The sequence below is a fragment of the Maricaulis salignorans genome (assembly GCF_900103475.1).
In the GTDB taxonomy this organism is placed as follows: Bacteria; Pseudomonadota; Alphaproteobacteria; order Caulobacterales; family Maricaulaceae; genus Maricaulis; species Maricaulis salignorans.
Genome location: NZ_FNHG01000001.1, coordinates 261431 through 275334 on the forward strand (window position 1 = coordinate 261431; position 13904 = coordinate 275334).

The following is a 13904-nucleotide window of genomic DNA, read 5'->3' on the forward strand; positions in this document are numbered from 1 at the left end:
AGGAAAACGAGATGAGTATGAGCAAACTTGGCCGCGCTGCCCTGTCAGGGGCGGCTGGCCTGATCGTGGGAGTGTGCGCGGTTGCACCTGCCCATGCCGAGGGTCAATTCCTTGTCAACGCACGCCTCCGGACCGAGCTGGTCGACCAGGCCGGCCTGGCCAATGACGCCACGGCGATCACCCTGCGGACCCGCCTGGGTTATGAAAGCGGGGACTTGTCGGGCTTCACCTTCCTGATTGAGGGCGAGCATGTTCTCCATCTGGTCGATGACTTCAACGACACGATCAATGGCCGCCCCGGCTATCCGGTGGTGGCCGATCCGGAAGCGGCGGAACTGAACCGGGTGCAGCTGGCCTTTACCGGCTTTGAGGATACGCGCCTGACGCTGGGGCGTCAGCGCATCATCCTGGGCGATGCCCGCTATGTCGGGAATGTCGGCTTCCGGCAGAACGAGCAGACCTTTGATGCCTTTGTCGCTTCCACGACGGCGATCGAGAATCTCAACCTGACCTATGCCTATCTGGACCGCGCTCACCGGATTTTTGGCGATGATCACCCTGCCGGCGAGCTTGACTTGGATGCCCACGCGATCACCGCGGCGGTAACAGCACCGCTCGGCACCGTGACGGCCTTCGCCATCCTCGCTGACGTGCAGGATGCGGCAGCGCTCTCGAGCGCCACCTACGGGCTGAACTGGAGTGGCTCGGTCGCCCGCGAGGGCCAGGCGACCTTTGGTTACAAGCTCGAATATGCCGTGCAGAGCGATTACGGCAATGCCCCGGCCAGCTTCGATCTGAACATGTTCCGCGCCGAGGCCAGTCTCAGCCAGAACGGGCTCAGCGGTGCCATCGGCATTGAATCACTGGAAGGCAATGGCGTCCGCGGTTTCAGCACGCCTTTGGCGACCCTGCACGGGTATCAAGGCTGGGCCGATGTCTTCCTGACAACGCCGGCCAATGGCATCCGGGATGTTTATGGCCGCGCCGGTTACGCCTTCCCCAACCCGCCACTGGGATCGGCGATGCGCGCGATGGTCGTCTATCATGATTTCGAGACGGAGAATGGCAGTCTCGATCTGGGGTCGGAATTCGATGCCGTGTTGAGTTCGCAGCTGAGCGAGCATGTCGGGCTTGAGTTCAAGGCTGCCTTCTATGACGGCGGCGACAGCGCGATTGCCGACCGGACCAAGCTCTGGTTTGCGATCACCTATAGCCGGTAAAACCGGCCAGATCCGCTCAGACCCGCCATTTTCTGGCATGGAAATTCCAGGCATCGGTGAGGATCTGATCAATGGATGAAAAGCGGGGCTGGAAGCCCAGTTGCGCCTTGGCCAGGCTTGTTTCGGCCAATAGCACGGCTGGGTCGCCGGGCCGTCGCGGGTGGATATCATAGGGTATCCGGGCCCCGGTGATGCGCTCGGCCGCCTGCAAAACCTCCAGCACCGTGGCGCCCTGACCGGTTCCGACATTGCAGAATAGCTGGCTCGGACCGGCCAGGACCCGGTCGAGTGCCGCCAGATGTGCGGCGGCCAGGTCGACCACATGGATATAGTCGCGCAGGCAGGTCCCGTCGCGCGTGTCATAATCCGATCCGAACAGTTTCAACCGGTCCGGACCAAGGCCGGCGGCGACCTTCAGCGCATTCGGGATCAGATGGGTCTCCGGCTCGTGTTCCTCACCGATCTCGCCATCCGGGCTGGCGCCGGCCGCATTGAAGTATCGTAGCGCGACAAATCGGGCATCATCATTCAAGGCCATGTCCGCCAGCAGCAATTCCGCGGCATGCTTGGTCTGGCCGTAGACGCTGACCGGTGCGCGGGTTTCGCTCTCCCGGATCGGGATGCTGGAGGGGGCGCCATACACGGCGCAGGAGGATGAAAACACGATTGGCTTGACCCCCGCGCGGCCCATGGCACCGAGCAGGCTGATCAGTCCGCCGACATTGTTGTCCCAGTATTGCTGGGGTTTTTGCTGGCCCTCACCGACTTCGATACTGGCGGCGAAATGCATGACCGCATCTGGTTTGTATTCTTGAAAAGCCTGGTCCAGCGCGGCCGGCGAGCGAATGTCCCCTGTGACAAGCGGTCCCCATTGCACGGCATGCTGATGGCCGCTGGAGAGATTGTCGAAGGCGACAGGCTGGTCGCCTCGCGCGGCGAGGGCACGGCAGACATGCGCGCCGATATAGCCTGCGCCGCCTGTAACCAGAATCCGTGCCATGCCCGCGCCCTCGTCCGGGTGTTCCCACAGCCTTCAGTCTAGGTTGAAATCCGGAGAAAATACAATGAGTACCGGCTATTCAAGCGGGTGTCGCCAGAGACGTGGCTCAGAAGAGCGCGTAATCGAAGCCGAATGTATCCATCACATCCTGCGACAGCCAATCCAGGCCGGTGAACTCGGCAGCCGACGGAATTTCGAGGCCGTCATGCAGGGCCGCAGCGCCGTAATCCGGCAAGCTGGCTGCGTGTCCCGGCGCATCGAGCAGCAAAGTCAGCTGTACGGAATAATCGTCTGCCGGTGTGAGCATGGCATCCTTGGCCGCAAACCGGTCCATGCCTTCGGCCTGTGCCAGTGCGCCCAGGCATTGGTTGGACATTTCGAGATAGCCGCCAAAATCGATTGGCGCCCCGTCATTGGCAAGCCCGCCCAATTCTACCCCTTCAGGCGCAAATTCGCGGCTGAGGGCGACCGCGTTGTCGCCGGGCGAGTTGGCCTCGACATGTTCCAGCAACAGGGCGAGCGGGACGGAATGCCCGTTGGCATCGATTGCGGTTGCGGTGTCACCGGCAAACAGGTCGGGACCATCCACGCGTCCGATCGCCTCGATGCGTTGCTCGTGGCGTTCCAGATAATCACTGAAATCGAATAATGCTCCATCATCCACCAGGCCAGCCAGGCCGAGGTCAATTCCAGTCAGCTCGACGCCATCGATGTCGGGTGCGGGAGTGTGTAGCGGCGATGGTTCGGCTATCATAGCAAACGAAGCGTCGTTGTCCGCAGCCAGGGAAGCGTCGCCGCGCTCTTGCCAGAGGCGTCGAACTTCCTGTGCCAGTTCTGGCATGGGCGCGAAAAGTGGCAAATCGGATGCGACCAGGTTGGCGGCGACGGGATCGGCTGCAACCGGTTGCGGCGCGTCCCACGGGAAGACGTCGAGGCCTCCCGGCCACAAGCCGGGCTGGCCGTCGTCCAAACCTGCTCTGGATCCCCGCTGCAACAAACCATCCCCACTTTGACCGGAACCCGGCGAACCGCGCTGGATTGTCCGCTAAAGTTAAATGAATATTAGGCAATCCAAGCTTCGGGCACAACTGTAATCAACGTTAACGGAGAGATAATGTTATTGCCTCTCTCTATAGGCCAGTCAGGCACACGCCAGGAGCGAAGAGGTTTTCAAGGCCTCTCGCTCCTGACGCGAATCTCGCGCTGAAAGCAAGGGGCCAATCCAATATGTCCAGCAAATCGGCGCAGGCTTCGGCCTCATCGTCCCGCAAGGAACTCCGGGACAATGACATCGTCAAGGCGGCGTTGGGTGCGGCGCGTGGGAGCGTGATCAATCTCACGATTTTCTCCTTTGGCCTCAATCTGCTCGTCCTGACGGGCCCGATCTATATGCTGCAGGTCTATGACCGGGTGCTCTCATCGCGCTCCATTGATACCTTGCTGGCCGTGTCGCTGCTGGCTGCCGTGATGTATGTCGCCTATGGCGGTCTGGAATTTGTCAGGTCGGCGCTGTTCAGCCGGATTGGTACCGCCGCGGAACGCAAGATGGGGCCGCGTCTGATCGATGCGGTCATGCGGGCCAATCTCGCGGCCGGCAGCCGTTCCAATCAGGCGCTGCAGGATATGCGCACCCTGCGCAATTTCATTTCCAGCCCGGCGCCCGGCGTCATCTTCGATGTGCCCTGGTCGCCACTCTTCATCATCGTGATGGCGTTGATTCACCCGATCCTCGGCGTGTTCTGCGTCGCCTCCATCGTCTTGCTCGGCGGCCTTGCTCTCGCGAACCAGGCGCGTTCGAGAGGCAAGCTGAAGGATGCTGGCCAGGCATCGGCTGCCGCGGACCTGACGGCTGACGCGGCCTTCTCGAGTCTTGAGTCCATCGAGGCGATGGGTATGCGCGGCGAGCTTGAGCGGCGCTGGCTTGAGCGCAATGAAAAATCGCTCGATCTGAACAGTGGCGCCAGCGAGAGCATTGCCCAGTACAGCTCGGCGACCAAGGCATTGCGGGTCGGTCTGCAATCCGCCGTGCTGGGCGTTGGCGCATGGCTCGCCGTTCTGGGCGATATCACGCCCGGCATGATGATCGCCGGGTCCATCCTGTTGGGGCGGGCTCTGGCACCGATCGAACAGGCAATCGGTCAGTGGCGGCCGGCTCTGATGGCCTACCAGTCCTACAACCGTCTCAGCGAATTGCTCGAGGTGGCCCAGGTTCCGAAAGACAAGATGTCGCTGCCAGCTGCCACCGGGATCCTGCGGGTCGAGAAAGTCTATGCTGGCCCGCCCACCGGGCAAACCCATATCCTCAAGGGCGTGAGCTTCGGGCTTGAGCCGGGTGACGGGCTGGGTGTCATCGGGCCGTCGGGCGGCGGAAAATCGACCCTCGCAAAAGTCCTGCTCGGACTCTGGCCCCCACTCAGCGGCGCTGTGCGGCTTGATGGGGCGTCTCTCGAAGACTGGAGTCGGGATGAATTGGGGCCCCAGGTCGGGTATTTGTCGCAGACGGTCGATCTTCTGCCGGGCACGGTCGCGGACAATATCAGCCGTTTTCGCCCGCGCGCCGAGCCGGCGACCATCGTGGAAGCGGCGCGAAAGGCTGGCGCGCATGATCTGATCCTGCGCCTTGCGGATGGTTATGACACCAATGTCGGGGAGGGTGGTCGCAATCTGTCGGCCGGACAGCGGCAGCGCGTTGGGCTGGCCAGGGCCCTGTATGGCAATCCGGTCTTCGTCGTCCTCGACGAGCCCAACTCCAATCTCGACAAGGAGGGCGAGGATGCCCTCCTCAAGGCCCTCGTCGAGCTTCGGAAATCCAAAACAACCCTGGTCGTGATCGCCCACCGCCCCAGCATTCTGGGATCCTGCAACAAGGTGATGGTGCTGGCCGACGGTCAGGTGCGCGGGTTTGGGCCCCGCGACGAAGTGCTTTCCGGTCTGGCAGCAGCAAGCAAGGAAAAGCAGAATGGCTGATGCGACAAGTGCGAATTCCGGAGCCGGCGGGGATCCCAGAATTCAGAACGCAAACCGGCTCGGCTATACAATTATCATCCTGGTCTTTGGCGGTCTGATCGGGTGGTCTGTCTTCGCCCCGATCTCCAGCGCTGTCATTGCGGCCGGTGAGGTTCGCGGACAGACGGAGGTGCAATCTATCCAGCACCTTGAGGGCGGGATCATTTCCGAGATTCTGGTGAGCGAGGGCGATCGTGTCGAAGAAGGCCAGATACTGATCCGGCTGGACGATACCGGCCCGCGTGCCGAGATGGCTCAAATCGAATCTCGCCTGACGGAATTGACGGCCCGGCGCGCGCGCCTCGCAGCCGAGCGCGAGGGCCTGGAGGATATCGACTTCGATCGATATTTTCGTTCCATGACGACCTCTGACGACACTGAGGACATCATTGCAGCCCAGCGCACCGTCTTCATGACGCGGCGGGAAACGCGGGAAACCGAAATCGAGGTGATGCGCAATCGGATCGGTCAGTATCATGACCGGATTGCCGGGCTTCAGGCGCAATACGATTCTGAAACCCGCCAGTTGGCCCTGATTGAAGAGGAGCTGGTCGGTCTGCGGTCCCTCTATGAGCGCGGCCTGACGCCCCGTACGCGTGTCCTGGCCCTCGAGCGAGAGGGCGAGGCGCTGCGCGGGTCACGTGGCTCACGCATCGCGGAGATCGCCGGCACGCAATCAGCGATCGGCCAGACCGAGGTCGAGATTGCTCAGCTGTATAACGCCTTCATCGAGGAGGTCGCGTCCAACGAAGCCGATGTCGGGGCGCAGATCGCGGAGTTGCGCGAACGGCGCGTCGCCGTCGCCGATGCGCTGGAACGTACCGAGGTCGCGTCGCCGAGCTCGGGCTATGTCCTGGGTCTGGATGTGCACACGCTGGGCGGCGTGGTCCGGCCGGGCTTCCCTCTCATGCAGGTCTCTCCGGCGAACCAGCCCATGGTGATTTCTGCCAGGATTCCGCCGACAGAGATTGACCGGATCGCACCGGGCGCTGAGGCCCGCATTCGGTTCTCGACTTTTCAGGGACGTCAGACTCCGGAATGGCCCGGTTCAGTGCTGACGATTTCCGCCGACCGTCTCGTGGAACCCGAAACCGGCATCTCCTATTATCTGGCGCTGATCGCGATGGAGGGCGAGGGGCCGGATATCGAAATCGTCCCGGGCATGCCGGTCGAGGTCTTCATCACCTCCGGCTCACAATCCGCAATCGAGTATCTTTTGCGGCCGATGACGGATCGCCTGGCGCGGGCTTTCCGCGAAGAATAGATCAGGCCGAGCCGTCGCCGGTGAGGACCACACGGACCGTTTTGACCAGGATGGACAAATCCTTCGGCAGCGACTGGGTCTCGACATATTCCCGGTCCAGAGCCACGCGGCGGGCATAGCTGGTCTGGCTGCGGCCCGACACTTGCCAAAGCCCGGTCACGCCGGGGCGGACCGCCATGTAATAGGCGATGTCGGCCCCATAGCGATCGATTTCGTCCGCAATGATCGGCCGTGGGCCGACCAGGGACATGTCCCCCCGAAAAACATTGAGCAATTGGGGCAGTTCATCAAGGCTGGTTTTGCGCAGGAAGCGCCCGATCGGCGTCACGCGTGGGTCATGGCTGAGTTTTTGATGTTCACGCCATTGCCGGGCTGCGGCCGGGTCCTCGGCGAGAATTTGTTCGAGGCGGGCATCGGCATCGAGCCGCATGGTGCGAACCTTGATGCAGCGAAACGGTTGTCCGCGGCGTCCGATCCGTGTCTGGACGTAGAAAACGGGCTGACGATCAAAGATCATCACGGCCAGAACAATCACGCCCAGCAGAAGACCGACCGGAACAACAAGGATAACAGACAGTAAAAGGTCAGCGAAACGCTTAACCTTTTGGCTCACCGCCGAGTGGCCGATCGGCGTAGCGGCGGCCTGTGCCTCAACATCCGCGAAGCTCTGATCGTACCGGCTATTGAATAGCATGCTACCCCCCCCAAGCCTTTACAGGCCATGACTCCCGGTTCGTCCGCTTCAATTCAGGACAATTAACGACAGTCCCGCAAATTGGGGGCCAAAATTGAGTTCAGGGCAAGCCCTAATCGTTAATTTGTGTAGTATTTCTGATAGGATCCGTAATAGGTGTAGTACGCCCCATAGCCATATCTCGCCTGACGGTTGATATCGACGCCGTTCAGAACCACTCCGACGATATTGCCTTTTGCGCGATGCAGCGCATCGATGGAGAGGCGTGCGGCCCCGACCGGACTACGGCCCCATTCCACGGAAAACACGATGCCATCCACCAGGCCCGCGATGGCGCGTGTGTCGGCAACGGCCATGACCGGTGCGGTGTCCAGCAACACCAGATCATAGCGGTCCCGCACGCTTGCCAGTAGCGATTTGAAGGCTTCCGACCGGAACAAATCCTTCGGCGTGAAGGCGCGAACGGTCAGCGGCAGGACGTGAAGCCCCGAGCGCTCGTCGACGATGATGGCATCATCCAGAGAGGCCTCGTTCGCCAGCACTTCCAGCATTCCCGCTGATGCATTGGGAGCGAGTGCGGTGCTCAAGCCGCGGCGTCTCAGGTCACAATCAATGGCGAGCACCCGGTCGGCGGCCTGCGCGGCGATGCGCCCCAATGCGATGGTGGTTGTGGTCTTTCCTTCACCCGGCAGGGCCGAGGTGACGGCAATCACGGTCAACGGCTTGTCGAGTCCGGCGACCTTGAGCCCGGAACGCAGCGTGCGATAGCTCTCGGCGCTGCTCGACAGCGGTTTGCTCAATACATATTCACCGGGATCATGACGCTTTCGCAGAACCCGTCCGAACAGGCCGGTGTTCAGCTTCGGTACCGAGGCGATGTGCGGCACGCCCAGCTTGCGCTCGACTTCCGCCTCGGTTCTCAGGCCCGACTCCAGGATTTCGCGGATCAGGGCGATCATGACAGCCCCGAGGCCGGCGAGCGCCAGGCCAAGTGCAAGATTCAGGATAAGCCGGGGTGAGCTGGGTTCAAGCGGCAGGGTCGCATTGGCAACAACGCGGGCATCTGCCTCGTTGAACTGATCGGCTTCGCCGGTCTGCCGGAAACGGCTGAGGAAGGATTCAAACATCGCGCGGCTGGCATTGGCCTCGCGCTCAAGGGCGCGCAGATTGACGAGGGCGGCATTGTTGGAGCCGAGCTCGTTGCGCAGCTCCTGGAGACTTCTGGAGAGCGAGTTGACGCGTTCGGACGCGATATTCACTTCGCTCTCGAGATTGCTGACAATCCGACTGACTTCCTGGTCGATCTGGACGCGGATATCGGCCAGTTCCCGCTCGACAGTCTGGATTTCGGGGTGACGCGCGCCATAGCGCGACATCAGCTCGCCCCTCTGACGGCTGACCATGGCTTCCTGCGAGCGCAATTCCCGGATCACTTCGGAATTGAGGACTTCAGCAATGGATTCAGGCCCCACGCCCTGTTCCAGCCGCGACCGCACATTGCGCAGGCGCGCCCGTGCTTCTGTCAGTTCGGCGCGTTGGACGATCAGCTGGGCGTTGGTGTCGGAAATCTGTTGTTCTGTGAGGGTGGCGCCTTCGGCATCGAGCAGCCCGTTGGCCTCGCGGTATTGTGCGACGGCCTGTTCGGCGGCCTGAACCTCTTCGCGAAGCGCGGCGACGCGTTCGAACAGCCATTCATTGGCCCGCTCCGTCGCGCGGAACTTGGCTTCAAGCTGCGCCAGGAGATATTCCTCCGCATAGGCATTCGCCAGGTCCTGGGCGAGCTCCGGGCTCTGGGATGTCGCCGAAACCTCAATCACGAAAGTGCCGCCGAGCCGTCGCGCCGAAGTCCGCTGCAGCAATTCCTCGGCGACGCGGTCCATCATCATCTCTGGCGTTTCCCCGCCAGCGGCAGCCGGGTTCGAGGTCGCTACAGAGGTGCCGCCCAGTGCCGTAAACTGGCGCAATAGACGGTCTGCCCAGCTGTCCTCAAGCAATTCGGTGTTGAATTCGGGGATGGTCGCAAGATCAGTGCGCGCGACCACGGCCTGGGCCAGGGAGCGGCTGCGCAGGACCTCGACCTCGGTATCAATGGCGGCGGAGTTTGGCGGCAGACCGGACAGGACTGCCTCGAAATCCACCACGCGGGATTCACGGGTTTCGATCAAGATGCGTGCGCTGGCCGTATAGAGTGGAGTCTGCTGGAAGGTGTATAGTACAACCGCGCTGAAGATCAGAGCCGCAACGAATAACATGCTCCACATGCGTCGGCGGATGATAACGAGAATCAGGCGTAGATCGGCGACATCATTGCCCGGTCCGTCGGGATTTTGATTGTCGAATTCGTCAATTTCCAGTCTTGCCATGGGCCACTCTCGTCATGTGTCGGTTTGGAGATTTCACATGCACGTTCGGGGCCAGAACTCGCAGGATTACATCCGCAGGCTGACAGAGATGCGGGCGACATTACTATCGAAATCGCCTCGGGCTGCAGCTCCGCTGGAATCGACATCGAGGCGGGTCAGGGAGGCCTGCACACCGACGCGCCGGTTCATCAACCAGGTGGCAGAAGCGACCAGTTCAAACCGCTCATCGCTCCGGTCGATGCCCGAATAATCGTCATCCCCAAACGAAGCGCGACCGGACAGGATCAGATTGCGCAGGAGTTCATGATCGACCTGCCCGGATATCTGGGTTTCGGTATAACCGGCGCTGGCTGCGATCGCGGATTCGCGCGGTGCGCGGGTGGCCGAAACCGTAACGGTCGTGAGCTCGGTCGGAAACCATTCCACTTCTGCATTGTAACTCGCGCCGTCGATATCGGCGAAGGATGGATCGTCGTATTTCTGCTCGAGAACACCAGCGGCGACGGAGCCGCGGGCCTGTCCGCCAAGGTCAAAATCAACGCCGACCTCGACGACAATCCCGTCTGAATCACGGTTCGCCAGGCCTGCGGCCGGAGCGTCATAGTCGCGCTGATTGCTGGAAGCGCGGGCGAACACCGCGACAGCCGGGCTCACCGCTCCATCGACACGGGCGCTGATGCGGGTTTCTGTGTAGTCGCGGAAATCCTGGTCAGCGACGCCGCCGCCGGCCAGCGCTGCGTCTTCAAAGTCGGAGGTGTGCACATCAATGGCGCCGTTCACGCGAACGCGGCCCGTCGTGTAGGTCACGCCGGCGGCAATACTGGCCGTGTCGTATTCGATGGGTTCGGCGGACAGCGCCGCTGCGCCGGCACTCGAGCGGTTTTCGGTCAGCATTTCTGCTGATGCCGCGACATCGACAAAGAAGCCGCGCTGGATATCAAGCCGTCCGATAACACCGGCTTCGGCGTTCCAGACGCTTTCCGAGGTGTTGTCGAGATATTCGCGGCGTGTTGCCGAGGCGCTGGCCGTCAACGAATGGCGCGACCAGGTGCTTTCCGCGCCGAAGGAGGGGCGAAAAGAGGCGATCACGTCGGCCTCTTCATTACTGGTTGTCGCGAAAATATTACTGTCCGAGGCGAGGCCCAATTCCGCCTCTGCCTTTACGTGGAATGCGCCGTGCCGGGCTGGTGGGGCGATGAATTCATTTCGCGAGCGCTCAAGGACAGCCGTGTTGCGATCGCGTTGAAAAAACTCACCCTGATTCTGGGCTGAGGCCATGCCGCCGATGAGTGCTGGCACAAGCGTGAGCGCCACAATTAAGGTTTGTATTCCCCGCATTTCCATTCCCCACCTGCCGGCATTTTTGCCGTGCAATAATACTAATAATCAGACCCGCCCCCGCGAGCCAAAGGTGGCGAACCCGGAATAACGAGATCGCCTACGCCGGCTGGCAAGCCGCCGGTATACTCGGCCGTCGCCACATAGCCTTCTTCGGACTCTGGTTGGCGCGACAGGACTGATTCAGCGGCAGCACGGAATGCGCCGGTATCGGTCTCGGCGATCACGAGGCGAAGCGCTTCAGCTTCGACCAGAACGCTCTGGTCCGATGAAACCAGGGCGTTGATCAGCGCTGTCTCCAGCGCCGCCGCGTCCGCATCTTCACCGAATGTTGCAAGAATGGCCAGGAGCTGATCGGCCAGGGCGCGAGCGCCTATGGACGGAGCAGGAGCTTCGCTGTTGGCGGTCGCGTCTGACTGAATTGCGGTCGCCGGCGCGCCGAATACCGCCCCCGACAAGATTGCCGCGACAAACACAGAACGTAATTGTTTCATGAGACACGCACCCCCACTCTCTAAGTGTATGATACGACACTACCTCAATTGAGTAAAGCATGCGCGCGGGCCGGACGAGTCCAGATCGCGCGCAGGAGACGAGCCGGCGCGGGGGCGTGAGGGGGTCAGTCTTCGCCCAGGCCTATGCACGCCGGCTGGCCACCAAGCTCGCAGGCCCGGGTTTGCTCCAGCCATGGGCGGCGCCACTCCGGACGAACCTGACGGAGCTCACGGAGCGCTGCGCGCCGTTCCTCTTCCCCCAAACGATTCCATAGCGAGGCAGAGAGCTGAAGGCGCCAGGTCCGGAAGTCCGGATGGGCATAGGGCCACAGCTGGAAGCTTCGGCTCAAATGATTGGCCGCGGCTTGACTGTCTCCCGCCAATAAAAGCGCGTAGGCCAGGCGTGCCTCGGCGCGACCATCGCGAGGCTCCAGAGCGAGGACGCGATCAAGGGCCGCACGTGCATGGCCCGGGTTGGCCGGCGTGCTGCTGAGCGCGAGATCCGCATGGGCGCGGGCGAGCGCCAGGCCTGACATTTGCGGGAAGGGGGCGGCGAGTATGGCGGCCGCGGGATCCCCGGTTGCGGCCCTCACAGCGTTCGCCCGAAGTGTGTCCACCAGACCAAGCACTGCCCCGGCGGCGAGCAGAAGCATCGCTACCCCCACCGCATGTCGTACGAAAGACGATTGAGCTTTGCCCCTGGGGGCTGAAACTCCGACCGCCAGGCCGGCCAGCCAGGCGGTCATCCAGGCGATTGCGGGGATCTCCAAGGCATAGTCGACCAGGCCGTGCGCGAGAACGAACAGGCCGATACAAACGAGAGTCCGGATCAGCCAGCGGGGTCTGCCCGATTGCTCAAGGCCGGACAGGATTCTTCGGCCCGCCCAGAGCCAGAAACCTGCCAATGTCAGAAGGCCGATGAGGCCAGTTTGAAGTTGCCATTGCAGGACAATATTGTGAGCGGCACGCTGGAAAACGAGGATGGATGCGTTCTCGGCATTTGTGGAGGCCGCGTTGACGTATTCAAACCCGCCGGGACCGGCCCCGAACCAGAATTGCTCGAGCGCGGCACGGCTATAGGCCGTCCACAGCTCGCTGCGCGACCCGGCACCGACACCGACATCTGCGATACGGCTGCCAAAGGTTTCGCCAGAGAGCAAAGCAATGCCGGTCGCTGTGAGCGCGAGTCCCAAACCGGCGGCAGCAAGCGCCCAGAGCGACTGCCGTTCGCCGCGCCGGAATCGCTGTGCCATCTCCCAGAGCAGCAGCAGGCAGGTCACGCTGCCGGTCAGCAGGATCCCGGCGCGCGATGCTGTCAGGACGAGACATGAGAGGCAAAAGAGCAGGGTTGTCAGTGGCAGGATCAAATGTTTCGACCGGGCGCCACCCATAGGCCCCGCCGTTGCGCGCAGCAGTCTTCCGACAGACAGGATAACGCCTATTCCGAAGAAGGTTGCGGCCGTGTTGGCGGAGAGGAAGGGGGAAGACAGCCGCCCGAGATGGTAGGGTCGTTCAAACAGGAAAATTCGATCTGGTGACCAGATGTGATCAAGAAAGGCTATGATCGATGCGAGCAGGAAGAAGCCCAGGAGGACAGCGCAAATTTCAGTCGCTTTTCTGGCCCTGAACGCCAGCGCCCGCGCTGAAATGAATACCGCTGCACAGGCCCCCAGTGCGACAAATTCAGGCGCCCCGCTCAGCAATTGGCCGCGTAGAGCGGCGATCCCGAGAAACAGCGCCATGATCGCGAGCAGAACGGCGGCACCGGTGCCGAGTTCCCGATCTCGCCACGCGACCCATCCACCAATCAATAGAAGCGGGGCGCCGTAAAAATAGCTGGCCATTTCGCTGTCAGCGCCGAGCGCGGTGAAAGCGGCCAGCCCGATCAGGCCGAGGGAGATATAGGCAAACACCGAACTGGCCGGATCAGCTCATCTGCCGCCTCAGAAGAAGCGCTCGCCGATGCGGATGGTATCGCCGGGCTGAACTTCGGTGACGGCCAGCAGCGGCACTTCGATTTCCTGATCGCTGCCGGCGTGCCGGATGAAGACGACGCGACGGTTGGCTCGATAGGTGAACCCGCCAGCTGTTGCCACGGCATTCATCACCGTAAGCCCGTCGGAAAATGGATACTCGCCCGCAGCCTCGACTTCGCCGAGGATATAGTAGGGCCGGAAATTGATGACTTCGACGCTGACCCGTGGATCATTGAGATAGCCATCGCGAAGCGCAGCGGCGAAGGCCTGCTGGAACTCCCGCGGTGTCAATCCACCGGCATCGATTTCGCCAATCAGTGGCAAGGATACCGTGCCGCGGCCGTCGACGACAAACTCGCCCGACAGGTCATCCTCGCCGAACACGATAATTCTCAGCTGATCGCCAGCGCCCAGCCGGTATTCGACCCGATCGAACATGTTCGCGGCTGCATCGGCGGGTGCCGGGCCGGGCGATGTTGACGCGCAAGCCGCAATCAACAGAACACTGAGGAAAGAAACCAGGCGGAACACAGATATCGGTTGCATCTC

11 protein-coding genes are annotated in these 13904 nt (G+C 61.9%); 3 read left to right on the forward strand and 8 right to left on the reverse strand.

Annotated features, from left to right (window positions below):
• Window positions 1–11 precede the first annotated feature (11 nt).
• Entirely contained in the window at window positions 12–1220 is a 1209-nt protein-coding gene (locus BLT42_RS01180; protein WP_143023989.1) for a hypothetical protein, read from the forward strand.
• Window positions 1221–1236: 16 nt separating this feature from the next.
• Here BLT42_RS01180 and galE read toward each other — a convergent pair whose 3' ends face one another.
• Both galE and BLT42_RS01190 read right to left on the reverse strand, forming a co-directional pair.
• On the reverse strand, window positions 1237–2220 hold the full coding sequence (galE, locus tag BLT42_RS01185; RefSeq protein ID WP_091765504.1) for a UDP-glucose 4-epimerase GalE: 984 nt from the start codon (window positions 2218–2220) through the stop codon (window positions 1237–1239).
• Between the two features lie 106 nt (window positions 2221–2326).
• The gene (locus tag BLT42_RS01190) at window positions 2327–2974 is read right to left on the reverse strand and encodes a hypothetical protein (protein ID WP_233342244.1); all 648 of its coding nucleotides are present in this window, start codon (window positions 2972–2974) and stop codon (window positions 2327–2329) included.
• A gap of 473 nt (window positions 2975–3447) precedes the next feature.
• Between BLT42_RS01190 and BLT42_RS01195 the strand changes: the two genes are divergently transcribed.
• Together BLT42_RS01195 and BLT42_RS01200 are read left to right on the forward strand one after the other, a co-directional pair.
• The gene (locus tag BLT42_RS01195; protein ID WP_091765510.1) at window positions 3448–5187 is read left to right on the forward strand and encodes a type I secretion system permease/ATPase; all 1740 of its coding nucleotides are present in this window, start codon (window positions 3448–3450) and stop codon (window positions 5185–5187) included.
• Complete coding sequence (locus tag BLT42_RS01200; RefSeq protein ID WP_091765513.1) at window positions 5180–6490, forward strand: HlyD family type I secretion periplasmic adaptor subunit; 1311 nt, start codon at window positions 5180–5182, stop codon at window positions 6488–6490. Before BLT42_RS01195 ends, BLT42_RS01200 begins: the two co-directional genes overlap by 8 nt.
• A 1-nt stretch (window position 6491) precedes the next feature.
• On the opposite strand, the gene BLT42_RS01205 is transcribed toward BLT42_RS01200, so the two are convergent.
• From BLT42_RS01205 to BLT42_RS01230, 6 genes are all read right to left on the reverse strand, one after another.
• Entirely contained in the window at window positions 6492–7184 is a 693-nt protein-coding gene (locus BLT42_RS01205; RefSeq protein WP_091765516.1) for a sugar transferase, read from the reverse strand.
• 119 nt (window positions 7185–7303) lie between these two features.
• Complete coding sequence (locus BLT42_RS01210) at window positions 7304–9547, reverse strand: polysaccharide biosynthesis tyrosine autokinase (protein WP_091765519.1); 2244 nt, start codon at window positions 9545–9547, stop codon at window positions 7304–7306.
• Window positions 9548–9613: 66 nt separating this feature from the next.
• Entirely contained in the window at window positions 9614–10861 is a 1248-nt protein-coding gene (locus BLT42_RS01215) for an outer membrane beta-barrel protein (RefSeq protein ID WP_233342245.1), read from the reverse strand.
• Window positions 10862–10926: 65 nt separating this feature from the next.
• Window positions 10927–11379 carry a hypothetical protein gene (locus tag BLT42_RS01220; protein WP_143023990.1) on the reverse strand — a complete coding sequence of 151 codons (453 nt, stop codon included), beginning with the start codon at window positions 11377–11379 and terminating at the stop codon, window positions 10927–10929.
• Between the two features lie 125 nt (window positions 11380–11504).
• Entirely contained in the window at window positions 11505–13292 is a 1788-nt protein-coding gene (locus BLT42_RS01225) for an O-antigen ligase family protein (RefSeq protein WP_091765529.1), read from the reverse strand.
• A gap of 30 nt (window positions 13293–13322) precedes the next feature.
• Window positions 13323–13901, reverse strand: a complete 579-nt coding sequence (locus tag BLT42_RS01230; protein ID WP_091765532.1) for a polysaccharide biosynthesis/export family protein — start codon at window positions 13899–13901, stop codon at window positions 13323–13325.
• Between the last annotated feature and the right edge of the window lie 3 nt (window positions 13902–13904).

Coding starts and splice junctions, on each gene's coding strand:
- BLT42_RS01180 (WP_143023989.1), top strand. CDS start 12: ATGAGTATGAGCAAACTTGGCCGCGCTGCCCTGTCAGGGGCGGCTGGC.
- galE (WP_091765504.1), bottom strand. CDS start 2,220: ATGGCACGGATTCTGGTTACAGGCGGCGCAGGCTATATCGGCGCGCAT.
- BLT42_RS01190 (WP_233342244.1), bottom strand. CDS start 2,974: ATGATAGCCGAACCATCGCCGCTACACACTCCCGCACCCGACATCGAT.
- BLT42_RS01195 (WP_091765510.1), top strand. CDS start 3,448: ATGTCCAGCAAATCGGCGCAGGCTTCGGCCTCATCGTCCCGCAAGGAA.
- BLT42_RS01200 (WP_091765513.1), top strand. CDS start 5,180: ATGGCTGATGCGACAAGTGCGAATTCCGGAGCCGGCGGGGATCCCAGA.
- BLT42_RS01205 (WP_091765516.1), bottom strand. CDS start 7,184: ATGCTATTCAATAGCCGGTACGATCAGAGCTTCGCGGATGTTGAGGCA.
- BLT42_RS01210 (WP_091765519.1), bottom strand. CDS start 9,547: ATGGCAAGACTGGAAATTGACGAATTCGACAATCAAAATCCCGACGGA.
- BLT42_RS01220 (WP_143023990.1), bottom strand. CDS start 11,379: ATGAAACAATTACGTTCTGTGTTTGTCGCGGCAATCTTGTCGGGGGCG.
- BLT42_RS01230 (WP_091765532.1), bottom strand. CDS start 13,901: ATGCAACCGATATCTGTGTTCCGCCTGGTTTCTTTCCTCAGTGTTCTG.